The 21,279-nt window shown below is 54.9% G+C and carries 22 protein-coding genes, 3 tRNA genes and 1 other annotated feature; of the genes, 7 read left to right on the top strand and 18 right to left on the bottom strand.

Features of this window, described 5'->3' with window-relative positions; all coding sequences use genetic code 11:
* Window positions 1–397 precede the first annotated feature (397 nt).
* The 3 genes from clpB to rluD form a co-directional block, all read right to left on the bottom strand.
* Window positions 398–2,971, bottom strand: coding sequence for an ATP-dependent chaperone ClpB (clpB, locus tag ERD80_RS11610; RefSeq protein WP_021507314.1), 2,574 nt, complete (start codon window positions 2,969–2,971; stop codon window positions 398–400).
* 125 nt (window positions 2,972–3,096) lie between these two features.
* Entirely contained in the window at window positions 3,097–3,825 is a 729-nt protein-coding gene (gene yfiH / locus ERD80_RS11605) for a purine nucleoside phosphorylase YfiH (protein ID WP_136546986.1), read from the bottom strand.
* Window positions 3,822–4,802 (bottom strand): 23S rRNA pseudouridine(1911/1915/1917) synthase RluD, encoded by a 981-nt coding sequence (rluD, locus tag ERD80_RS11600; RefSeq protein ID WP_132467020.1) that lies wholly within the window; start codon window positions 4,800–4,802, stop codon window positions 3,822–3,824. Before rluD ends, yfiH begins: the two co-directional genes overlap by 4 nt.
* A 129-nt stretch (window positions 4,803–4,931) precedes the next feature.
* On the opposite strand from rluD, the gene bamD reads away from it, so the two are divergent.
* The 4 genes from bamD (at window position 4,932) to pheA (ending at window position 7,674) form a co-directional block, all read left to right on the top strand.
* Window positions 4,932–5,672 carry an outer membrane protein assembly factor BamD gene (bamD, locus tag ERD80_RS11595; RefSeq protein WP_058759616.1) on the top strand — a complete coding sequence of 247 codons (741 nt, stop codon included), beginning with the start codon at window positions 4,932–4,934 and terminating at the stop codon, window positions 5,670–5,672.
* A 267-nt stretch (window positions 5,673–5,939) separates the two neighbouring features.
* Window positions 5,940–6,266: a ribosome-associated translation inhibitor RaiA gene (gene raiA / locus ERD80_RS11590; protein WP_021507319.1), complete on the top strand. Its 327-nt coding sequence runs from the start codon at window positions 5,940–5,942 to the stop codon at window positions 6,264–6,266.
* A gap of 97 nt (window positions 6,267–6,363) precedes the next feature.
* Window positions 6,364–6,488 (top strand) — a sequence feature (Phe leader region).
* Window positions 6,365–6,412 (top strand): pheA operon leader peptide PheL, encoded by a 48-nt coding sequence (gene pheL, locus ERD80_RS22660; RefSeq protein ID WP_121497579.1) that lies wholly within the window; start codon window positions 6,365–6,367, stop codon window positions 6,410–6,412. Its footprint overlaps the feature before it by 48 nt.
* A gap of 22 nt (window positions 6,489–6,510) precedes the next feature.
* Complete coding sequence (gene pheA / locus ERD80_RS11585) at window positions 6,511–7,674, top strand: bifunctional chorismate mutase/prephenate dehydratase (RefSeq protein WP_136546984.1); 1,164 nt, start codon at window positions 6,511–6,513, stop codon at window positions 7,672–7,674.
* A 33-nt stretch (window positions 7,675–7,707) separates the two neighbouring features.
* On the opposite strand, the gene tyrA is transcribed toward pheA, so the two are convergent.
* Both tyrA and ERD80_RS11575 read right to left on the bottom strand, forming a co-directional pair.
* Window positions 7,708–8,829, bottom strand: coding sequence for a bifunctional chorismate mutase/prephenate dehydrogenase (gene tyrA / locus ERD80_RS11580; RefSeq protein ID WP_021507321.1), 1,122 nt, complete (start codon window positions 8,827–8,829; stop codon window positions 7,708–7,710).
* A 6-nt stretch (window positions 8,830–8,835) separates the two neighbouring features.
* Window positions 8,836–9,915: a 3-deoxy-7-phosphoheptulonate synthase gene (locus tag ERD80_RS11575; RefSeq protein WP_021507322.1), complete on the bottom strand. Its 1,080-nt coding sequence runs from the start codon at window positions 9,913–9,915 to the stop codon at window positions 8,836–8,838.
* Between the two features lie 303 nt (window positions 9,916–10,218).
* Here ERD80_RS11575 and ERD80_RS11570 point away from each other — a divergent pair, with 303 nt between their 5' ends.
* A complete protein-coding gene (locus ERD80_RS11570) occupies window positions 10,219–10,740 on the top strand; it encodes a GNAT family N-acetyltransferase (RefSeq protein WP_136546982.1) in 522 nt (173 codons plus the stop codon).
* Window positions 10,741–10,797: 57 nt separating this feature from the next.
* Here the strand turns inward: ERD80_RS11570 and rplS are convergent, their stop codons facing one another.
* From rplS to ffh, 5 genes are all read right to left on the bottom strand, one after another.
* Window positions 10,798–11,148, bottom strand: coding sequence for a 50S ribosomal protein L19 (gene rplS / locus ERD80_RS11565; protein WP_021507324.1), 351 nt, complete (start codon window positions 11,146–11,148; stop codon window positions 10,798–10,800).
* Between the two features lie 42 nt (window positions 11,149–11,190).
* Window positions 11,191–11,955, bottom strand: a complete 765-nt coding sequence (gene trmD / locus ERD80_RS11560) for a tRNA (guanosine(37)-N1)-methyltransferase TrmD (RefSeq protein WP_021507325.1) — start codon at window positions 11,953–11,955, stop codon at window positions 11,191–11,193.
* A gap of 35 nt (window positions 11,956–11,990) precedes the next feature.
* Complete coding sequence (gene rimM, locus ERD80_RS11555; RefSeq protein WP_021507326.1) at window positions 11,991–12,539, bottom strand: ribosome maturation factor RimM; 549 nt, start codon at window positions 12,537–12,539, stop codon at window positions 11,991–11,993.
* Between the two features lie 18 nt (window positions 12,540–12,557).
* Window positions 12,558–12,806: a 30S ribosomal protein S16 gene (rpsP, locus tag ERD80_RS11550; protein WP_007893313.1), complete on the bottom strand. Its 249-nt coding sequence runs from the start codon at window positions 12,804–12,806 to the stop codon at window positions 12,558–12,560.
* A 142-nt stretch (window positions 12,807–12,948) separates the two neighbouring features.
* A complete protein-coding gene (gene ffh, locus ERD80_RS11545) occupies window positions 12,949–14,310 on the bottom strand; it encodes a signal recognition particle protein (protein WP_021507327.1) in 1,362 nt (453 codons plus the stop codon).
* A 166-nt stretch (window positions 14,311–14,476) separates the two neighbouring features.
* On the opposite strand from ffh, the gene ERD80_RS11540 reads away from it, so the two are divergent.
* The gene (locus tag ERD80_RS11540) at window positions 14,477–15,271 is read left to right on the top strand and encodes an inner membrane protein YpjD (RefSeq protein ID WP_010617128.1); all 795 of its coding nucleotides are present in this window, start codon (window positions 14,477–14,479) and stop codon (window positions 15,269–15,271) included.
* 13 nt (window positions 15,272–15,284) lie between these two features.
* Entirely contained in the window at window positions 15,285–16,571 is a 1,287-nt protein-coding gene (locus ERD80_RS11535; protein ID WP_127834476.1) for an HlyC/CorC family transporter, read from the top strand.
* A 57-nt stretch (window positions 16,572–16,628) separates the two neighbouring features.
* Here the strand turns inward: ERD80_RS11535 and luxS are convergent, their stop codons facing one another.
* The 8 genes from luxS to csrA form a co-directional block, all read right to left on the bottom strand.
* A complete protein-coding gene (luxS, locus tag ERD80_RS11530) occupies window positions 16,629–17,144 on the bottom strand; it encodes an S-ribosylhomocysteine lyase (protein WP_010617126.1) in 516 nt (171 codons plus the stop codon).
* Between the two features lie 150 nt (window positions 17,145–17,294).
* The gene (gene gshA / locus ERD80_RS11525; RefSeq protein ID WP_136546980.1) at window positions 17,295–18,899 is read right to left on the bottom strand and encodes a glutamate--cysteine ligase; all 1,605 of its coding nucleotides are present in this window, start codon (window positions 18,897–18,899) and stop codon (window positions 17,295–17,297) included.
* A gap of 31 nt (window positions 18,900–18,930) precedes the next feature.
* Window positions 18,931–19,359: a YqaA family protein gene (locus tag ERD80_RS11520; RefSeq protein ID WP_136546979.1), complete on the bottom strand. Its 429-nt coding sequence runs from the start codon at window positions 19,357–19,359 to the stop codon at window positions 18,931–18,933.
* Window positions 19,356–19,922, bottom strand: coding sequence for a fructose-1-phosphate/6-phosphogluconate phosphatase (yqaB, locus tag ERD80_RS11515; RefSeq protein ID WP_058771641.1), 567 nt, complete (start codon window positions 19,920–19,922; stop codon window positions 19,356–19,358). Before yqaB ends, ERD80_RS11520 begins: the two co-directional genes overlap by 4 nt.
* Before the next feature lie 270 nt (window positions 19,923–20,192).
* Window positions 20,193–20,269 (bottom strand) — tRNA-Arg (locus ERD80_RS11510).
* 99 nt (window positions 20,270–20,368) lie between these two features.
* Window positions 20,369–20,445, bottom strand: a tRNA-Arg gene (locus ERD80_RS11505).
* 9 nt (window positions 20,446–20,454) lie between these two features.
* A tRNA-Ser gene (locus ERD80_RS11500) sits at window positions 20,455–20,547 on the bottom strand.
* 308 nt (window positions 20,548–20,855) lie between these two features.
* On the bottom strand, window positions 20,856–21,041 hold the full coding sequence (gene csrA / locus ERD80_RS11495) for a carbon storage regulator CsrA (RefSeq protein ID WP_058759760.1): 186 nt from the start codon (window positions 21,039–21,041) through the stop codon (window positions 20,856–20,858).
* Window positions 21,042–21,279 lie beyond the last annotated feature (238 nt).

Below are 21,279 nucleotides of genomic sequence, written 5' to 3'. Positions count from 1 at the left end.
AAAGACTTGATATTTTTTTACGTCCGGAGACGCTGATATCAATCCTGCGAGTGCCCACACAGATTGTCTGATAAATTGTTAAAGAGCGGTGCGACGCGGCGTTCGGCCTGCTGTCGCGAGGTGGCGTATATTACGCTTTCCTCCTTCAGAGTCAAACACTTTTTTCAGCGTTTTTCTCCGGCGGGGTGAATCGCTTCACGCCCTGCTGAGCCGTCTGCGTTGCCGCTTTGCCGTCTCAGTGGTGGCGCATTATAGGGACTTCGTTTCGCCTGACAAGCGCTAATTTGCAGTTTTTGCGCGACCGCTCACTTTCCAGGCAACACGTTGCAAAAACCAGCTGATTCTTGCGAAACAGCATAAAAAAACGGGCCCTGAGGCCCGTTTTTGTCACCTTGCGTTATTGATGTGCGACGATGGCATCGTCCTGCACATCCATTTCGATGGTTTTTCCCGGAACCAGCGCGCCAGACAAAATCTTCTGCGCCAGCGGGTTTTCAATCTGCTGCTGAATAGCCCGTTTCAATGGCCGCGCGCCATAAACCGGATCGTAACCATTTTCGCCCAGCAGTTTCAGCGCCGCGTCGGAAATGTGCAGCTGATAACCGCGCTCTTCCAGACGCTGATACAGCCGCTGCAGCTGAATCTGCGCAATCGAGGCAATATGTTTTTCACCCAGCGGATGGAATACCACCACCTCATCAATACGGTTGATAAACTCCGGACGGAAATGGTGTCCGACGACCGTCATCACCACATCTTTCATTTCCGCGTAATCAAGCGCGCCGAAACGTTCCTGAATCAGATCCGAACCGAGGTTAGATGTCATGATCACCACGGTATTGCGGAAGTCCACGGTGCGCCCCTGACCATCGGTCAGACGCCCATCGTCCAGCACCTGCAGCAGAATGTTGAACACATCCGGATGCGCTTTTTCCACCTCATCCAGCAAAATCACCGAGTAAGGGCGACGACGCACCGCCTCTGTCAGGTAACCGCCCTCTTCATAACCGACGTAGCCAGGAGGTGCCCCGACCAGACGCGACACCGAATGTTTCTCCATGAATTCCGACATATCGATACGCACCATCGCGTCGTCGCTATCGAACAGGAAATTAGCCAGCGCCTTACACAGCTCGGTTTTACCGACACCGGTCGGTCCAAGGAACAGGAACGATCCGATTGGCCGGTTCGGGTCAGACAAACCGGCGCGGCTACGGCGAATGGCGTTCGATACTGCTTCAACCGCTTCGTCCTGGCCGATAACCCGGGCATGCAGCTCCTGCTCCATCCGCAACAGTTTATCGCGCTCGCCTTCCATCATGCGGGCCACCGGAATACCGGTCCAGCGCGCCAGCACATCGGCGATCTCGACATCCGTTACGCGGTTGCGTAACAGCTTCATGGTTTTACCTTCAGCCTGCGTGGCGCTTGCCAGCTGTTTTTCCAGCTCCGGAATTTTGCCGTACTGCAGTTCCGACATCTGGCCAAGGTCACCCACACGCCGAGCCTGCTCCATAGCCAGACGCGCCTGCTCCAGCTCGGCTTTGATGTTTTGCGTGCCGGTCAGCGAGGCTTTTTCCGCTTTCCACTCTTCTTCGAGCTCAGCATATTCGCGCTCTTTCTGATCCAGCTCGCTTTCCAGCATCTCCAGACGCTTAACGCTGGCGTCATCCGATTCTTTCTTCAGCGCCTGCTGCTCCAGTTTGAGCTGGATGATGCGCCGTTCGAGACGATCGAGCGGTTCCGGCTTGGAGTCAATCTGCAAACGAATACTCGACGCCGCTTCATCAATCAGGTCGATGGCTTTATCCGGCAACTGGCGATCGGCAATATAGCGGTGCGACAACGTTGCCGCAGCGACAATCGCCGGATCGGTAATTTGCACATGGTGATGCAGCTCATAACGCTCTTTCAGGCCACGCAGAATGGCAATGGTGTCTTCCACGCTCGGTTCAGCGACGAACACTTTCTGGAAACGGCGCTCCAGCGCGGCATCTTTCTCGATGTACTGGCGATATTCATCCAGCGTGGTGGCACCCACGCAGTGCAGTTCACCGCGCGCCAGCGCCGGCTTCAGCATGTTGCCGGCATCCATCGCGCCGTCGGCTTTACCGGCGCCGACCATGGTATGCAGCTCATCGATAAACAGAATGACGTTGCCTTCCTGCTTCGCAAGGTCATTCAGTACGCCTTTCAGGCGCTCTTCAAACTCGCCGCGATATTTCGCGCCGGCCACCAGCGCGCCCATATCCAGCGCCAGTACGCGCCGGCCTTTCAGCCCTTCCGGCACTTCGCCATTAATGATGCGCTGCGCCAGCCCTTCAACGATGGCGGTTTTACCGACGCCCGGTTCACCGATAAGCACCGGGTTGTTTTTGGTACGGCGCTGCAATACCTGAATGGTGCGGCGAATCTCTTCGTCACGCCCGATAACCGGATCTAACTTGCCGAGCTCAGCGCGCTCCGTCAGATCGATGGTGTATTTTTTCAAAGCCTGGCGCTGATCTTCAGCCCCCTGATCGTTCACGTTTTCCCCTCCCCGCAGTTGCTCGATGGCCTTAGCGAGTTTGTCCGCCGTGGCACCGGCAGACTTCAGTAAGTCCGCCAGCGAGCCGCGCGATTCGAGGGCCGCCAGAACAAATAATTCAGATGAAATAAAGTTGTCGCCGCGCTTTTGCGCCAGCTTGTCGCACAGATTCAGTACCCGGACCAAATCCGCTGATGGCTGAACGTCGCCGTCGGTCCCTTCGACCTGTGGCAAACGATTGATGGCTTGTTCGATGCTGGTACGCAGGTTAGCGACATCCGCCCCCGCCGCACTGAGCAGCGGACGTACCGATCCACCCTCCTGGTTGAGCAGCGCGCTCATCAGGTGCAGGGGTTCGATGAATTGATTATCGTGTCCCAGAGCAAGGGACTGTGCATCGGCCAGGGCCAACTGGAATTTGTTGGTAAGACGATCCAGACGCATGATTCCTCCCATTACAGGTCAAAATGCTACTGGAGATTAAATGAGGTCATCCCTCAAATTTTCAAGGTTAATGACCTGAGTTGTGAGCAAAAAATACGCTTACTGGATCGTCTTGCGGCGTAAGGTTATCTCAGCCAAATCAAAGTTGCCATACGCCCGGTGATTCCGTCGCGTCGGAAGGAGAAAAAATCGGCGCTTTCCTGATAGGTGCAGCGCGCATCAGCCGTGACAGATCGCACGCCAGCGGCCTGCAGACGCTGGGTTGCCAGCAGCCAGATATCGGCAAAATATTTCTCGCCGGCCGGGCGAAAAGCCGCATCGGCAGCGGCATCCTGCGCCAGGAACGCACTGCGCACCTCGGCCCCCACTTCAAATGCCTTTGGACCAATCGCCGGACCGAGCCAGGCATGAATCTCGCTCGCCGGGCAATGAAACTGTGCCAGCGTCTGCTCCAGCACCCCATAACACAACCCGCGCCAGCCGGCATGTGCCGCGGCAACTTCGCTGCCATCATGGCTGCAAAACAGCACCGGCAGGCAGTCGGCGGTCATCACTGCACACACCACGCCGCTTTCCCGCGTTATCGCCGCATCGGCTCGCGGCAGGGACGCAGCCGCCGGCAGACGCGCCACCGTCTGGCCGTGTACCTGCTCCAGCCACTGCGGCATTGCCGGTAGCGCCAGCTGCTCGACCACGCGCTGACGATTGTGTATCACGCAATCCGCCTCGTCCCCGACGTGCGCGCCGAGGTTGAGGGAATCCCATGGCGCCGCGCTAACGCCGCCGTGCCGCGTGGTCGAATAAGCCTGCACGCGCGCCGGCGCCGGCCACTGCGGCACGATCCAGTCACTCATAGCCAGTCCAGCTGATCGCGGAACTCGTCGGTATCGGCTTTCAGTGCATCAATCAGATCAACCATGTCCTGCGGCAGTGGCGCGTGCCACTCCATCTCAATCCCGGTGATCGGATGATAAAGACGCAGCATGGTGGCGTGCAGCGCCTGGCGGTCAAAACCGCGCAGCGTACTGATGAAAGCCTCAGAAGCGCCCTTTGGCGGACGCGGACGACCACCGTACAGCGGATCGCCCACCAGCGGATGGTTAATGTGCGCCATGTGCACGCGAATCTGGTGAGTACGGCCGGTTTCCAGGCGCAAGCGTAAACGCGTATGAGCGCGGAAATGCTCCATGATGCGATAGTGCGTGGTGGCCGGTTTACCCATTGGATGGACCGCCATGTGAGTACGCTTGGTAGAGTGACGCGCCATCGGCTCGTTCACCGTCCCGCCGGCGGTCATGGTGCCAATCGCCACCGCTTCGTATTCGCGGGTGATCTCACGCAACTGCAGCGTTTCAACCAGATGCGTCTGCGCCGGTACCGTTTTGGCCACTACCATCAGTCCGGTAGTGTCTTTATCCAGACGGTGCACGATGCCGGCGCGCGGCACGTCGGCAATCGCCGGATAGTGATAAAGCAGCGCATTCAGTACCGTGCCGTCCGGATTACCGGCGCCAGGGTGGACCACTAAGTCGCGCGGTTTGTTGATCACCAGGATGTGGTCATCTTCATAAACGATATCCAGCGGAATATTTTGCGCTTCCCAGCGCTGCTCCTCTTCGATCTCGGCATCAATCGCCACCCGCTCACCGCCGAGTACTTTCTCTTTCGGTTTATCGATGATGGTGCCGTTGACGCTGACCCGACGCTCAAGGATCCACTCTTTTATGCGGGAACGTGAATAATCAGGGAACAATTCCGCCAAAGTCTGATCTAAGCGTTGTCCAAGCTGTGCTTCGGACACCGTTGCGGTGAGTTGAACTTGTTGTGCCATATACAGCTTCTTCGTTAACGTTGGGTTTTCACGGCGATGCCGTTTAATATAATGTGCTATCGTACTGGTCATTACCGGGAGCTATACGGACAGCTTCCGCCATAACACTTTGAGGATAATCATTTCGTCATGACGCGTATGAAACATCTGGTGGCTGCTGCCACACTGAGCCTGAGCCTGGCACTGGTGGGCTGTTCCGGCTCATCGGACCCGGTCCCGGACAGCCCGCCGTCTGAAATTTACGCCACAGCGCAGCAAAAGCTGCAGGACGGTAACTTTAAAGCGGCGATTAAGCAACTGGAAGCGCTGGATAACCGTTATCCGTTTGGTCCTTACTCGCAGCAAGTGCAGCTGGATTTGATCTACGCGTACTACAAAAATGCCGATCTGCCACTGGCGCAAGCCGCCATTTCCCGCTTTATGCGCCTGAACCCGACGCACCCTAACATTGATTACGTGATCTATATGAAGGGCCTGACGGACATGGCACTGGATGATTCCGCGCTGCAGGGCTTCTTCGGGATCGATCGTTCCGACCGCGATCCTACCCATGCGCGTGATGCATTCCGTGACTTCTCTCAGCTACTGCGCGGCTATCCGAACAGCCAGTACGCGGCAGATGCGCAGAAACGTCTGACGTTCCTGAAAGATCGCCTGGCGAAGTATGAGCTCTCCGTGGCGCAATTCTATACCAAGCGCGGTGCCTATGTCGCCGTTGTTAATCGGGTTGAAGGTATGATGCGCGATTATCCGGACACCCAGGCCACGCGTGACGCGCTGCCGCTGATGGAAAATGCCTATCGCCAGCTGCAGCTGACGACGGAAGCCGACAAAGTCGCGAAAATCATTGCGGCGAACAGCGCGTCCTGATTTTCGTGCCATTAAAAAAGCAGCCGCTGTGGCTGCTTTTTTTTGGTCAGAAAACCGTTTGTAACGGGTTTTTCCGCTACGGTTAACTCATCAATCTTGCCCCTATCCCCGCTGTGCATCAAGCTTTTTTCGCCCTTTTCCCGGCCTTTCTCACAATTCGCTGGCATTGACAAAAAGTGACATTCCAATGTGATCTAGATCACACATTTTCCTGATTTGCGCGGTATGCTGGTCCTACCCAGACGGAAATGACAGAGAGGTTTAACTATGATTCTGAACATTACCAGCAAACAAATGGAAATCACTGCGGCTATCCGCAACCATGTCGAAGACCGTCTCGCCAAGCTGGAAAAATGGCAAACCCACCTGATAAATCCGCACATTGTGTTATCGAAAGAGCCGAAAGAATTTGTGGCAGATGCCACCATTAACACACCAAACGGCACGCTGGTCGCCAGCGCGAAACACGATGATATGTATACGGCCATCAATGACCTGATCGCCAAGCTGGAGCGCCAGCTAAATAAAGCACAGCACAAGCCTGAAGCACGGCGCGCCACCAGCAGTGTTAAAGATTTCACCCCTGCCGGGTAATTTATCGCTATTCAGCAACGCGCCTGCGGGCGCGTTTTTTATTGACAGCTTTTAAGCTGTGCGGTTACTCTCAGTCCACTTTATTGCCGGAATTGATCATGAAACTGCTGCCGTTCTTCTTCGCATTCTTTTTTACCTTCCCCTGATTGGGAGGCGATTCGTCGTGTGAAAATGAATGCGAAGACGAACAACAAAGCCTCCCAACCGGGAGGCTTTTTTATTGGACATTTTACAGGTGAGCCCTATGAATCCCGAGAATCCGCTGCTGGCGTTACGCGATAAGATCAGCGCCGTCGATGCCAGGCTGTTAACGCTGCTGGCTGAACGGCGCGCGCTGGCCGTTGAGGTAGCGCAGGCCAAGCTGGCCACCCATCGCCCGATTCGTGACGTCGAGCGCGAACGCGCCCTGCTGGAAAATCTCATCGCGCTGGGTAAAAAACATCAGCTGGATGCGCACTACATCACGCGCCTGTTTCAGTTAGTGATTGAGGATTCGGTGCTGACCCAGCAGGCGCTGCTGCAGAAAAACCTGAATCATCCACATGCGCACGCGCCGCGCATCGCCTTCCTCGGCCCAAAAGGCTCCTACTCGCACCTTGCCGCCCGTAAATACGCCACGCGCCACTTCGATTCGATGGTGGAAATGGGGTGTCTGAAATTCCACGACATCATTCAGCAGGTTGAAGGCGGTCAGGCGGATTATGCGGTGATGCCGATTGAGAACACCAGCTCCGGCTCGATCAATGACGTGTACGATCTGCTGCAGCAAACGTCGCTGTCGATCGTCGGCGAGCTGACCATTCCTATCGAACACTGCGTGCTGGTTAGCGGTAATACCGATTTGCAGCAGATTGAAACCGTGTATAGCCATCCGCAGCCGTTCCAGCAGTGCAGCCAGTTCATCAACCGCTTCCCGCAGTGGAAAATCGAATACACCGAAAGCACGGCGGCGGCGATGGAGAAAGTAGCCGCGATGAACTCGCCGCACGTGGCCGCGCTGGGCAGTGAAGCCGGCGGTGAGCTGTATGATCTGCAGGTGCTGGAGCGCAACCTGGCGAATCAGCAGCAGAACCATACCCGCTTCATTGTGCTCGCGCGTAAACCGATTGAAGTCTCCAGCCAGGTGCCGGCCAAAACCACACTGATTATGGCGACGGGCCAGCAGGCCGGCGCGCTGGTTGAAGCACTGCTGGTGTTGCGTAATCACAATCTGATCATGAGCAAGCTGGAAAACCGGCCAATCAACGGTAACCCATGGGAAGAGATGTTTTACATTGATGTGCAGGGCAATCTGCAGTCGGAGAACATGCAGCAGGCGCTGGAAGAACTGCGCGCGCTCACGCGTTCACTGAAGGTGCTGGGCTGTTATCCCGGTGAGAACGTGGTACCGGTAGAACCGCGTCTGTAAATCAAAAAGGCATCCTCGCGGATGCCTTAATCATTACTGGCGACTGTCGTTGGCGGAGCGCAGCATACTGCGGCTCTCGACGAGGAAGCGTTTCGCGTAGTCGCCAAACCAGTGTTCCACACGCTCAAAGCTGTTGATGAACGCCTGTTTATCGCCCTGCTCCAGCAGCGTGATGGCTTCACCAAAACGCTGATAGTAGCGTTTAATCAGCGCCAGATTACTTTCCGACGACATGATAATGTCGGCGTACAACTGCGGGTCCTGCGCAAACAGCCGCCCCACCATCGCCAGTTCGAGACGATAGATAGGCGAGGACAGCGCCAGCAGTTGATCCAGATTGACGTTCTCTTCCGCCAGATGCAAACCGTAAGCAAACGTGGCGAAGTGACGTAGCGCCTGAATGAACGCCATATTCTGATCATGCTCAACCGCACTGATGCGGTGTAAGCGCGCACCCCACACCTGAATCTGCTCCAGGAACCACTGATAGGCTTCCGGCTGACGGCCATCGCACCATACCACCACCTGCTTCGCCAGGCTGCCGCTGTCCGGACCGAACATCGGATGCAGTCCCAGTACCGGACCGCTGTGCGCCGCCAGCATCGCCTGCAGCGGACGATTCTTTACCGACGCCAGATCCACCAGAATGCAGTCATCAGGCAGCGCTGGCAGATCGGCAATGATCTGTTCGGTCAGGTGGATCGGCACACTGATGATCACCATGCCCGCATCGTGCAACAATTCATCCGCGCGCGGCCAGTCATCTTTATCGAGAATACGCACCTGATAACCGGAGAGCGTCAGCATCTTCTCGAACAGACGTCCCATCTGACCGCCGCCACCGACAATCACCACCGGACGCAGTTCAGGACACAGCGTTTTGAAGCCTTTGTCATTTTCATGCGCATAGGATTCACGCATCAGACGACGCAGTACATCTTCGATCAGGTCCGGCGACACGCCGAGCGCTTCCGCTTCCTGACGACGCGACGCCAGCATACTGGCCTCGCGCTCAGGCACATAAATCGGTAAACCGTAGCGGCTTTTGACTTCGCCGACTTCGGCCACCAGCGCCAGTCGTTTCGCCAGCAGCCCCAGCAGGGCTTTATCTACTTCATCAATTTGATCGCGCAGCGCGGTCAGTTCAGCCACCATGACTCATTACACCTCGTGTGACAGACGCGCCGACAGCACTCCCTGCAGATCCCGATGGATTTCACGCAGCAAAGTTTCAGTGGTTTCCCAGTTGATGCAGGCATCAGTGACGGAAACCCCGTACTTCATCTCGCTACGCGGTTGCTCAGAAGACTGGTTGCCTTCGTGAATATTACTTTCCAGCATCAGGCCAATGATGGAGCGGTTTCCATCTTTAATCTGCGCGATAGCCGATTCGGCTACGCCAGGCTGACGGCGATAGTCTTTGTTAGAATTGCCATGGCTGCAATCTATCATTAAGGCCGGACGCAGTCCCGCTTTCAGCATCTCTTTTTCGCACTGCGCGACATCTTCCGGGCCGTAGTTTGGCGCTTTGCCGCCGCGCAGAATCACGTGACCGTCCGGGTTGCCCTGGGTTTGCAGCAGGCACACCTGACCGGCCTGGTTAATGCCGACAAAGCGGTGCGGCATCGCGGCGGCGCGCATGGCGTTGATTGCGGTGCCGAGGCTGCCATCGGTGCCGTTTTTGAAACCCACCGGCATCGACAGGCCAGACGCCATTTCACGGTGCGTCTGCGATTCGGTGGTACGCGCCCCAATCGCCGACCAGCTAAACAGATCGCCGAGGTATTGCGGGCTATTGGGGTCGAGCGCTTCGGTGGCCAGCGGCAGGCCCATCTCCACAAGATTGACCAGCAGCTGACGCGCAATGTGCAGGCCGGCTTCCATATCAAACGAGTTGTTCATGTAAGGATCGTTGATTAACCCTTTCCAGCCGACGGTGGTACGGGGTTTTTCAAAATAGACGCGCATAACGATATACAGCTGATCCTTCAACTGTGCAGAGAGTGTTTGTAACTGACGAGCGTAATCCAGTGCGGCTTCGGTATCGTGGATCGAGCAGGGACCGCACACCACCAGCAGACGCGGATCGCGACCCGCGATGATATCCGCGATGGTCTGGCGGGAAGCGGCAATTTGCGCTTCCTGCGCCGCGGTCAGCGGGAACTTCGCTTTCAGTTCCTGTGGCGTGATTAAAATCTGTTCGTCGGCGATATGCACATTGTTCAGCGCGTCTTTTTGCATGATGGCGATCCTTTTTCACTCGTTAAGCGGTTTTACGATCCTCACTGAGGATGACGCTTACTTTACCACAGCATGTAAATCATGCAATCCAAACATGTACACTTTTATTACCACTACCTTTTATACCACAAAATAAAAGTAATTTAAAATATATAAATCATGTATTTAACAACATGAGAGCCTGTAAGATCCATCAAACACAAATGTAAAGTTATAATTACACCCATCTGACCAGGCCAGATGTTTTTTCCTTACGATATCGCTAACATGCTGTTATCCATTTGATTAATTCAGGATCGCTCTATGTCCATCCCTGAAGTCGCCCTGCGTCCCTTTACTCTGCAGGATGCCGAAGCATTTACGCGTGCCGTTAATCAGTCTCTGAACAGCCTGCTGCCGTGGATGGTATGGGCACACACAGATTACAGCGTCGATGAAGCCGTGAGCTGGATCAATTTCACCCATCTGCAGCGTCAAAAGGGTGAAGCTGAAGAGCTCGCGATTGTCGATGGCAACGATCGATTGCTGGGCGGTGCTGGCTTACGTTATGCGCGCCAGCCCGGCGAGTTCAGCGCGCTGGGCTACTGGGTTCGCAGCGAGGCGCAGCAACAGGGCGTTGCCCGCCGGGCGGTGGCACAGCTGGTGAATCTGGCGTTCGCCCAGCCACACATAACTGTGCTGGAGATTCTTGCTGCAGAAGAGAATCACGCCAGCCGCGCCGTGGCCCTGCGCAGCGGCTTCTCGTTTGTGGATTACCGCTACGGGTTGATTGTGCTGGAGAGCGGTCCGGTCAACACGGCGATCTATCACCTCAGACGCCCATAAAAAAAGGGGCTGGCCTTATGGCCAACCCCTTGTTTGCTATTAACTTTAGGATGTCGCTTACGCGCCAAGACGCTCTTTGATACGAGCTGACTTACCGGTACGCTCACGCAGGTAGTACAGTTTGGCTTTACGCACAGCACCACGACGTTTGACAGTAATGCTGTCAATTACCGGAGAGTGAGTCTGGAAGACACGCTCAACGCCTTCGCCGTTAGAAATCTTGCGAACAGTGAATGCAGAGTGCAGACCGCGGTTACGAATAGCGATAACCACGCCCTCGAATGCCTGCAGACGTTTCTTAGAACCTTCAACGACCCATACTTTCACTTCCACGGAATCACCCGGACGGAAGGAAGGTACGTCCTGTTTCATCTGCTCTTGTTCAAGTTGCTTGATAATGTTGCTCATAATTAAATCTCTTATCCTGGGTAAACTGATAGTCAGGGAAGATTACTCTTCCACCTCATCGTTTTGTTGCTGCTGATGTTCCCGCTGGAACTCACTTAGCAACCTTGCTTGCTCTTCAGTCAGAGCCAGGTTTTCCAGAAGTTCAGGTCTTCTTAGCCAGGTACGGCCCAGCGACTGTTTCAGGCGCCAGCGGCGAATATCGGCATGGTTGCCCGACAGCAGAACTGGCGGAACCTCCATCCCCTCTAACACTTCAGGTCGGGTATAGTGCGGGCAATCCAGCAAACCTTCCGAGAACGAATCCTCATCGGCTGACGCCTGTTTCCCCAGCACGCCAGGAATAAACCGGGCGACCGAGTCAATTAACGTCATCGCTGGCAGCTCACCGCCACTGAGCACGTAATCACCGATTGACCATTCTTCATCAATCTCAGTGTGAATCACACGCTCATCTATCCCTTCATAACGACCGCAAACCAGAATTAACTTCTGGCTGGTCGCCAGTTCGCAAACGCCTTGCTGGTCAAGTTTGCGACCCTGAGGTGAAAGATAAATCACCTTAGCGCCTTCTCCCGCCGCCGCTTTCGCTGCGTGGATAGCATCCCGTAAGGGTTGCACCATCATCAACATACCCGGTCCGCCGCCGTAAGGACGATCGTCCACGGTACGGTGCCGGTCGTGCGTGAAGTCACGTGGACTCCAGCTCTCTATGTTGAGCAGGCCATTTTTTACTGCCCGGCCAGTTACCCCGTACTCGGTAATAGCGCGAAACATCTCAGGAAACAGGCTAATAACACCAATCCACATCGCGTTCGCCGTTACGTTACCGGATTGTCCGGAGATCAAAAACCAGGATCCCAGTCTACTTCAATGGTGCCAGTAGCGAGATCGACTTTCTTGATAACCTGTTCATCAAGAAACGGTATTAACCGCTCCTGTACACCGAATGCATCTTTCAGGTTTGCCTTTACGACGAGAACGTCGTTCGAGCCGGTCTCCATCAAATCAATGACTTTGCCCATCTCGTAGCCGTCGAGGTTTACCACTTTGCAACCCATCAGGTCTTTCCAGTAGTAATCGCCCTCTTCCAGCGCCGGCAGCTGCGTGGAGTCAACCGTAATTTCGCAATTGGTCAACTGTGCCGCAGCGTCCCGATCGTCAATGCCTTTGACTTTGATGATCAGGTCCTGATTGTGGTGCTTCCAACCCTCAAGCTCGACCTGCTGCCATTGACCGGCGCGCTGGATAAACCAGGGTTGATAGTCGAAGATGCTTTCAGCGTCTTCAGTGGAGGAAAACACTTTGAGCCAACCCCGAATTCCGTAAGCGGCACCCATTTTGCCCAGAATGATTGGGTTAACGGGAGGCTGTGCGGCAGGTTTACTGCTCATGCTCACCACCGTGACAGATTAAGCTGCTTTTTTTGCTTCTTTGATCAGCGCGTTAACGCGATCAGAAAGCGTTGCGCCCTGGCCAACCCAGTGCTCAATACGGTCCAGATCCAGACGCAGACCTTCAGCCTGACCAGAAGCGATCGGGTTGAAGAAACCTACGCGCTCGATGAAACGACCGTTGCGAGCATTGCGGCTGTCAGTGACGACGACCTGATAGAACGGACGCTTTTTAGCGCCGTGACGTGCCAAACGAATGGTTACCATAACATCCTCTTTAGTTAATAAAACAACCGGGCCCCATCGAGGAACGGGGCCCGGGTGCAATATAAAAAGCCCGAAAATTTTACTCATTTTGGCGCAAAAAGCAACCTGAGTGTCTCACTTTTCTGGTTCGGGCTGTGTCGCCTTAGCGGCCGGGGAATCCTGGCGGCATCATGCCTTTCATGCCACGCATCATTTTGGCCATGCCACCCTTCTTCATTTTCTTCATCATGCGCTGCATATCATCAAACTGCTTCAGCAGCCGGTTGACGTCCTGCACCTGCATACCGGAACCGGTAGCGATACGGCGCTTGCGCGAACCTTTGATGATCTCGGGCTTCTCACGCTCTTTGCGCGTCATCGAATTGATGATGGCTTCCATGCGCACCAGCACTTTGTCATCCATCTGCGATTTAACGTTATCCGGCAGCTGGCCCATGCCCGGCAGTTTGCCCATCAGGCTGGCCATGCCGCCCATGTTGCGCATCTGCTTAAGCTGCTCCAGGAAGTCGTTGAGATCAAAGCCGTCGCCGGTTTTCAGCTTCTTCGCCAGCTTTTCCGCCTGCTCGCGGTCAACTTTGCTCTCGATATCTTCAATCAGCGACAGCACGTCGCCCATGCCGAGAATGCGCGATGCAATACGGTCCGGATAGAACGCTTCCAGCGCATCGGTCTTCTCGCCCATCCCCATGAATTTGATTGGCTTGCCAGTGATGTGACGAATCGACAGCGCCGCACCGCCGCGCGCATCGCCGTCGACCTTGGTCAGGATCACACCGGTGAGCGGCAGCGCTTCGTTGAACGCTTTCGCGGTATTGGCGGCATCCTGACCGGTCATGGCATCGACAACAAACAGCGTTTCAACCGGATTGATCGCGGCGTGCACCTGTTTGATCTCATCCATCATCGCTTCGTCAACGTGCAGACGGCCGGCGGTATCCACCAGCAGCACATCGTAGAACTGCAGTCGGGCTTCTTTCAGCGCGTTGTTAACGATATCCACCGGCTTCTGGCTGAGGTCGGACGGACAGAAATCCACACCGACCTGCTGCGCCAGGGTTTCCAGCTGTTTGATCGCCGCCGGGCGGTAGACGTCCGCAGACACCACCAGCACCTTTTTCTTGTGCTTTTCGCGCAGGAATTTACCAAGCTTACCGACGCTGGTGGTTTTACCGGCACCCTGCAGGCCCGCCATCAGCACCACGGCCGGCGGCTGAGCATTAAGGTTCAGCGCGTTATTTTCGGCCCCCATCGCCGCAACCAGTTCGTTGCGCACGATTTTGATAAACTCCTGACCCGGCGTCAGGCTTTTGTTTACATCCTGACCTACCGCGGCTTCTTTCACGCGGTTGATGAAATCGCGCACTACCGGCAGCGCAACGTCGGCCTCCAGCAGCGCCATACGCACTTCGCGCAGCGTATCTTTGATGTTGTCTTCGGTCAGCCTTCCGCGGCCACTGATATTGCGCAGGGTTTGCGACAAACGATCGGTTAAATTATCAAACATGCTCTCTCACTTAATAGCGTAGCGAGGCCGCCAGGGCGACACAATGCGGCGGATTATAACACGAAGCCAGGCCGATCTCTGCAATTGACCGTGAGATCGTTTGGAGCCTGCTGCCGCTGGCGCTATACTGCTTTTTTCCTTATCTGACCGACACCCGAAAGGATCTATGTTCGTTTTCGCGATCGTGGCGCTGTTCGCCTACTCTCTCAGTCTTGCATTGATCATTCCGAGCCTGCTGAAACGCAACAGCGGCTGGCGGCGTTTTGCCGTGTTATCCGCCTGCGTGGCGCTGATTGCCCATGCGGTAGCGCTGCAGCAACGCATATTTGCCGTCGATAATGGACAAAACCTTAGCCTGCTGAATATTGGTTCGCTGGTCAGTTTGCTCATCTGCGCCATCATGACTATCGTCGCGTCGCGCAATCGCGGCTGGCTGCTGCTGCCGATTGTTTACAGTTTTGCGCTGATCAATCTGGCCTTCGCCACCTTTGTGCCAAACGCCTTTATCACCCATCTTGAGACCACGCCTGGCATGATGGTGCACATCGGTCTGTCGCTGTTTGCCTATGCCACGCTGATCATCGCGGCCCTGTATGCGCTGCAGCTGGCGTGGATCGACTATCAGTTAAAGAACAAAAAGCTGACGTTCACCCAGGATATGCCGCCGCTGCTCAGCATTGAGCGTAAGATGTTCCATATCACGCAGATTGGCGTGGTATTGCTGACGCTGGTGTTGTGCACCGGCCTGTTCTTTATGAATAACCTGTTCAGCCCGGAAAACATTGATAAAGCGGTGCTGTCGATTATCGCCTGGTTTGTCTACATCGTGCTGCTGTGGGGCCACTATCATGAAGGCTGGCGCGGTCGCCGTGTGGTGTGGTTCAACTGCGGCGGTGCGCTGCTGCTGACCATGGCCTATTTCGGCAGCCGCGTTCTGCAGCACCTGCTCACCTCTCACTAAAGGAATTTTTGCGTTGGAACATGTTTCAACCACCACGCTCATTATCACGCTGATCATTATGGTGCTGGTCTCGGCCTACTTCTCGGGTTCCGAGACCGGCATGATGACGCTCAACCGCTACAAACTGCGCCACAAAGCCAAAAGCGGCAACCGCAGCGCGCGTCGCGTTGAGAAACTGCTGCGTCGCCCCGACCGTCTGATTAGCCTGGTGCTGATCGGCAACAACCTCGTGAATATTCTCGCCTCGGCGCTCGGCACCATTGTCGGTATGCGCCTGTACGGCGATGCCGGCGTGGCCATCGCCACTGGCGTGCTGACCTTCGTGGTGCTGGTGTTTGCCGAAGTGCTGCCTAAAACCGTCGCGGCGCTCTATCCGGAAAAAGTCGCGTACCCCAGCAGTTTTCTGCTGGCGCCGCTGCAGTACGTGATGCTGCCGCTGGTGTGGCTGCTCAATACCATTACCCGCATTCTGATGCGCATGGTGGGCATTAAGACCGAAGGGTCGATTAACTCCGCCCTCAGCAAAGAAGAGCTGCGCACCATCGTGTATGAATCCCGCTCGCTGATGTCGCGCCGCAACCAGGATATGCTGCTGTCGGTGCTGGACCTTGAGAAGGTCAACGTTGACGACATCATGGTGCCGCGCAATGAGATCGTCGGCATCAACATTAACGATGAGTGGAAGTCCATCGAGCGTCAGCTCAGCAACTCACCGCATGGCCGTATTGTGCTGTTCCGCGACTCACTGGACGATAGCGTCGGCATGCTGCGCGTGCGCGAAGCGTGGCGCATGATGGCTGAGAAAAAAGAGTTCAATAAAGAGCGACTGCTGCGCGCTGCCGATGAAATCTACTACGTGCCGGAAGGTACGCCTCTTAACGTGCAGCTGGTAAAATTCCAGCGCAATAAGAAGAAAGTGGGGCTGGTGATCGATGAGTACGGCGACATCAAAGGACTGGTTACCATTGAAGATATTCTGGAAGAGATCGTCGGCGACTTTACCACCTCCATGTCACCGTCACTGGCCGAAGAAGTGATGCCGCAAAACGACGGTTCGGTATTAATTGAAGGCAGCGCCAACGTGCGGGAAATCAATAAGGCCTTCAACTGGACGTTGCCGGAAGAGGAAGCGCGCACCATCAACGGTATGCTGCTGGAAGCGCTGGAAGAGATCCCGCAGATGGACACGCAAGTACAGGTTGGCCATTACGACATTGATATTCTTGATGTGCAGGACAACATGGTGAAGCAGGTGCGCATTACGCCGCATCAGCCGCTGAAAACGTCCATCGGTTCCTGAGACGATAAAAACAAAACGCCGCGATAATCGCGGCGTTTTTTATGGCTGAAGCGGGAACTAGAGTTGCAGCTCTTTCAGCTTTTCAGCCGGCAGCTTCAGATCTTCATTGCGGTTAACGCCAATGTCGTGCGCCAGTACGTTGCGCGCAATCTGCTGCGCTTCGTCCAGCGAGTGCAGCTTGTAGCTGCCGCACTGGTATTCGTTCAGTTCCGGAATCTGGTTCTGATCTTTTACCTTCAGCACATCTTCCATCGCACCTTTCCACGCTTTTGCCACGCGCTGCTCGTCTGGCGTACCAATCAGGCTCATGTAGAAGCCGGTGCGGCAGCCCATCGGTGAGATATCGACGATTTCCACGCCGTCACCGTTGAGGTGGTTACGCATGAAGCCCGCGAACAGGTGCTCCAGCGTGTGGATGCCGCGTTCGGTCAGGATGTCGATGTTCGGACGGCAGAAACGCAGATCGAAAACGGTGATGGTATCGCCATGCGGAGTGTTCATGGTCTTCGCCACGCGTACCGCTGGCGCGCCCATGATGGTGTGATCAACAGTAAAACTATCCAGTAGTGGCATACGTCACCTCCTGTTTTGAGATTTTTTTTAAAACGATGAAACTTTTCTGTTCGCCCAACGTCTGAATATATGAAAGACGCGCATTTGTTATCATCATCCCTGACAACAGAGATGTTAATTTAGGCCACAGTGATGTGGCCATTTTCTTTTCTAGCCTTCGCGACCTGCCAGATAGCTGGCAAAATCCAGTGTATCACTCTGCTCCAGCTGCTGCTGTTTCAGCACCGACTCCTGCGCCTGACGGCTAAAATCGGCTTCGGTGAGAATTTCCAGCGGCTCTTCGCACAGCAGATGACGATACTGCTCGGCCAGCGCTACGCCGGCTCCGGTCAAACCCTGCTCTTTAATGGCTTGCAGAATGCGCGCCGAATAGGTTAGCTCAGGATCGTCAAACGACGCTACCAGTTGATCGCAAACCTGTTGATATTGCGTGCTGCCGTCGTTGCTATCCAGCACTTCAGCCACCCGGCGCAGATCGGCAAACAGCGCTTTACCGACATCAACCAGCAGATGTTCCGTATCACTGCAGCCCACGCCGATCACCTGACCCGGCTTGCGCCCTTCCAGCACCACGCGGTTCCAGTTCTTACGGCTGCACAGCAGCTCATCGGCGTTCATTTCCGGCGCATCGGCCAGCGTACACCAGATCAGGAACAGGTCGAGGAAACGCGCCTGATCGGCATCCACACCGATGGCGGAGAACGGGTTGATGTCCAGCGAACGCACTTCAATATACTCAATGCCGCCGCGCAGCAGCGCATCAGACGGCGCCTCACCAGAACGGGTAACACGTTTCGGACGAATCGGTGCGTACAGTTCGTTCTCAATCTGCAGCACGTTGGTATTGAGCTGCAGCCAGTTACCTTCGGCATCTTTGACGCCCATCGCCGCATATTCGGCAGACGGCGTTTTGATCGCCGCTTTCAGCGCAGCGACATACCCTTCCAGCGAGTTGAAAGTAATACCCAACCCGCTCTGGGACTTATTGGTGTAGCCCAGGTCGCTCAGGCGCAGCGACGTGGCGTACGGCAGCCACAGGGTGCCATCACCGTTGGTTTCAAACGGCAGCTTGCTTTCCCGCCCCTGCAGGAACGAGGAGCAGATCGCTGGCGAGGCGCCAAACAGGTAAGGAATCACCCAACCGTAGCGATAGTAGTTGCGAATCAGGCGCAGATAGCCCGCCGAAATGGTCTCTTTGCCGCTTTCAGCATCTTTAACATCAGCCCACTCCTGCCAGAACGACAGCGGCAGCGAAAAGTTGTAGTGCACGCCGGAAATAATCTGCATCAGCGCGCTGTAGCGGTTCTTCAGCCCCTGACGATACAGGGTTTTCATTTTGCCGATGTTGGAGCTGCCGTACTGCGCCAGCTCAATGTTGTCCACATCCTCAACATAGCCCGGCATACTGAACGGCCACATGCGCTCGTCGCCCAGTTCGCGCGCCACGTGACGATGAATGTCGCGCAGAAACGCCAGAGAACGATCGATGTTTTGGTCGACCGGGGTGATAAATTCCAGCAGCGTTTCAGCAAAATCGGTGGTAATCCAATCGTGCTTCAGCGCTGAACCCAGTGACTCAGGGTGGCCAGTGGTAGCCAGATGACCATTGGGCTGGACGCGTAATGTTTCACGTTCAATGCCACGGCCGATACCCTTTAACGCGTCGGGATGCGCTTCCAGCCAGGAGAGCGCTTTTGATACGTCCGGGATCACATTAACCTCCCGCTGTGTGAATAATTTATTTTTGTTCAGCATAATGTTAACCGTAGCCTCGAATCTGTGCGAATCAATGCCACCATTGCATACCTTGTAAAGTGGCGGTCGCGATAACGATATAACGCAGCGTTTTACCCAGGGCGAGAAACAGCACGCAGGGCAGCCAGGAGAAGCGCAACCACCCTGCGAGCACGCAGAGTAAATCGCCCACCACTGGCAGCCAGCTAAACAGCAGCGCTGCGGGTCCCCATCGTTGTAGCCACGTCATTGCTGTGTCGTGCCATCGCCCCTGCCCTGTTGCTGGCATCAGGCGACCAAGAAGAATGTTGGTCAGGCCGCCCAGCGTGTTTCCCACTGATGCAGCCAGTAACAATCCATAGATCGACCCTTTCTGGGCGATCAATAACGCAATCAGCACCGCTTCTGAGCTGCCCGGAAGCAGCGTTGCACTCAGAAAGCTACTGCCGAATAACGATCCATACGTCAGAAATTCATTCACAGTAAACGGACATCAACCACATCCATGCCCGCCGCTTTAGCCGCCTGCACGCCAAAGTCAGCATCCTCGAATACCACGCAGCGCGCAGGCGCAACCCCCATCAGCTCCGCACAGCGTAAGAAGGTATCAGGCTGCGGCTTATGACGCTGGACATCGTCCGCGCCGACTACCGCATCAAACAGATGATAAACGTTGAGCGCTTCCAGCAGCGCTTTGGCTAAGCTGTGTTCGCTGCCGGTGCCAACCGCCATCGGACGGCGACCGTGATAGGCTTTGACCACCTGCATCAGCGGCAGCGGACGCACGTCTTCCAGCAGCATCGCTTTCAATGCCGCCGTTTTCTCTGCCGCCAGCTGATGCGGATCGTGCTGCGCCTGATTCTGTTCCAGAATGTAGCGGGCCAGTTGCCAGGTGGGTGCCCCGTTGAATGCCACCATCTTTGCTTCGTCCATGGTGAAACCATAGCGGCTCAGCACCTGCTGCCAGGCTTTTCGATGTGTCGGCTCGGTATCAAGAATGGTGCCGTCCATATCGAAAATCAGGGCGTCATAGTGGTCGTACATTGTGACTCCATTAACACCACAAAATGAGCCATTACTTTAGCGTAATGCGCTCAGGTTGTCGCCAGGCAGGCTTAACCGCAAATGCTTTGAAAGCATTAGCAATTTTCGTTTTCAGAATAAGGTCAGAGCGCGCGACCGGCGATAAATGGCGGTAAATGCAGTGATTTTTTGATGGAGACGGCGCGTGAGAAAATCTTTCGGAATGCGGATGTTGAATCGGGTCAGGAATCAAGCGGAACAGCGCACAAGGGCAGTTTGCTTTTTATTTGATGGTGCATCCAGGAGGATTCGAACCTCCGACCGCTCGGTTCGTAGCCGAGTACTCTATCCAGCTGAGCTATGGATGCATTAAATGATTCTTGTACAACGCAGGGTGCTAACAACTCACCATGAAAGGAACTACTCGTTCACTCTTACTACTCTGAAGTAAATACCATATCCGAAGATGGTGCATCCAGGAGGATTCGAACCTCCGACCGCTCGGTTCGTAGCCGAGTACTCTATCCAGCTGAGCTATGGATGCATCGGAAAATGGCGGTGAGGCGGGGATTCGAACCCCGGATGCAGCTTTTGACCGCATACTCCCTTAGCAGGGGAGCGCCTTCAGCCTCTCGGCCACCTCACCTTACGCGTTCTTGCGAACCGTGCTTTTGAACTTTGTTTCCGCTCATCGGCACTGCGTGGCGCACATATTACTTTCCCGGACTTATAAGTCAAACAATTTTTCCCGACTTTTTACCGATTCAGGTTTGATTGCGCAAATGACGTGCAATCCGCATATTTTGCCGACAAAAAGAGTGATTTATCAACAGTAAAAGCGTGCGGCAGCCGACATAATTCGCGGAAAAAACAGGAGAGCGTGAACGGATAAAAAACAACGACGGGAGGAAGAGAAGCGGTAGCGCCTCGCCACATAGCGAGGCACTGAATACGTTATTGAGGTGTAATCTGTGTTTTTTCAGCCTGGATGCGCTGATAGATCTCTTCACGGTGAACCGACACTTCTTTTGGCGCGTTTACGCCTATGCGGACCTGGTTACCCTTAACACCCAGCACCGTTACAGTTACCTCATCACCAATCATGAGGGTTTCACCAACTCGACGAGTTAGAATAAGCATTCTTTGCTCCTTGAAAGATTAAAAGAGTCGGGCCTGTTCGGTCTCCCGGCCATATCCATCATATAACGCTGAACAATGCCTATGACAAATACACCATTGTGTTCTGCCATGCCAATACATTCTGCTGATAGTTAGTTTAGCCGAAATACACTACATCAACCGGACTTTGTCATTACCTGGTGCACACCGCGTTAAAAAGCGCCGAAACAGATGTTCCTGGCGCTCTTCACGATGCTTA

Origin of the sequence: Pantoea sp. R102 (assembly GCF_004916815.1) — a bacterium.
Classification (GTDB): domain Bacteria; phylum Pseudomonadota; class Gammaproteobacteria; order Enterobacterales; family Enterobacteriaceae; genus Pantoea; species Pantoea dispersa.
The sequence above is the reverse complement of the archived record's forward strand: the minus strand, read 5'-3'. Positions and strand labels throughout refer to the sequence as shown.

What these genes read in the sequence shown, in the direction of transcription:
- tyrA (WP_021507321.1), bottom strand. Translation starts at nt 8,829, where the DNA reads ATGGTGGCTGAACTGACCGCGCTGCGCGATCAAATTGATGAAGTAGAT.
- yqaB (WP_058771641.1), bottom strand. Translation starts at nt 19,922, where the DNA reads ATGTACGACCACTATGACGCCCTGATTTTCGATATGGACGGCACCATT.
- rluD (WP_132467020.1), bottom strand. Translation starts at nt 4,802, where the DNA reads ATGGCACAACAAGTTCAACTCACCGCAACGGTGTCCGAAGCACAGCTT.
- luxS (WP_010617126.1), bottom strand. Translation starts at nt 17,144, where the DNA reads ATGCCACTACTGGATAGTTTTACTGTTGATCACACCATCATGGGCGCG.
- ERD80_RS11540 (WP_010617128.1), top strand. Translation starts at nt 14,477, where the DNA reads ATGTTCGTTTTCGCGATCGTGGCGCTGTTCGCCTACTCTCTCAGTCTT.
- rpsP (WP_007893313.1), bottom strand. Translation starts at nt 12,806, where the DNA reads ATGGTAACCATTCGTTTGGCACGTCACGGCGCTAAAAAGCGTCCGTTC.
- yfiH (WP_136546986.1), bottom strand. Translation starts at nt 3,825, where the DNA reads ATGAGTGACTGGATCGTGCCGCAGTGGCCGGCGCCGGCGCGCGTGCAG.
- gshA (WP_136546980.1), bottom strand. Translation starts at nt 18,899, where the DNA reads ATGCTGAACAAAAATAAATTATTCACACAGCGGGAGGTTAATGTGATC.
- csrA (WP_058759760.1), bottom strand. Translation starts at nt 21,041, where the DNA reads ATGCTTATTCTAACTCGTCGAGTTGGTGAAACCCTCATGATTGGTGAT.
- ERD80_RS11570 (WP_136546982.1), top strand. Translation starts at nt 10,219, where the DNA reads ATGTCCATCCCTGAAGTCGCCCTGCGTCCCTTTACTCTGCAGGATGCC.
- rplS (WP_021507324.1), bottom strand. Translation starts at nt 11,148, where the DNA reads ATGAGCAACATTATCAAGCAACTTGAACAAGAGCAGATGAAACAGGAC.
- trmD (WP_021507325.1), bottom strand. Translation starts at nt 11,955, where the DNA reads ATGTGGATTGGTGTTATTAGCCTGTTTCCTGAGATGTTTCGCGCTATT.
- bamD (WP_058759616.1), top strand. Translation starts at nt 4,932, where the DNA reads ATGACGCGTATGAAACATCTGGTGGCTGCTGCCACACTGAGCCTGAGC.
- clpB (WP_021507314.1), bottom strand. Translation starts at nt 2,971, where the DNA reads ATGCGTCTGGATCGTCTTACCAACAAATTCCAGTTGGCCCTGGCCGAT.
- pheA (WP_136546984.1), top strand. Translation starts at nt 6,511, where the DNA reads ATGAATCCCGAGAATCCGCTGCTGGCGTTACGCGATAAGATCAGCGCC.
- raiA (WP_021507319.1), top strand. Translation starts at nt 5,940, where the DNA reads ATGATTCTGAACATTACCAGCAAACAAATGGAAATCACTGCGGCTATC.
- ERD80_RS11575 (WP_021507322.1), bottom strand. Translation starts at nt 9,915, where the DNA reads ATGCAAAAAGACGCGCTGAACAATGTGCATATCGCCGACGAACAGATT.
- ffh (WP_021507327.1), bottom strand. Translation starts at nt 14,310, where the DNA reads ATGTTTGATAATTTAACCGATCGTTTGTCGCAAACCCTGCGCAATATC.
- rimM (WP_021507326.1), bottom strand. Translation starts at nt 12,539, where the DNA reads ATGAGCAGTAAACCTGCCGCACAGCCTCCCGTTAACCCAATCATTCTG.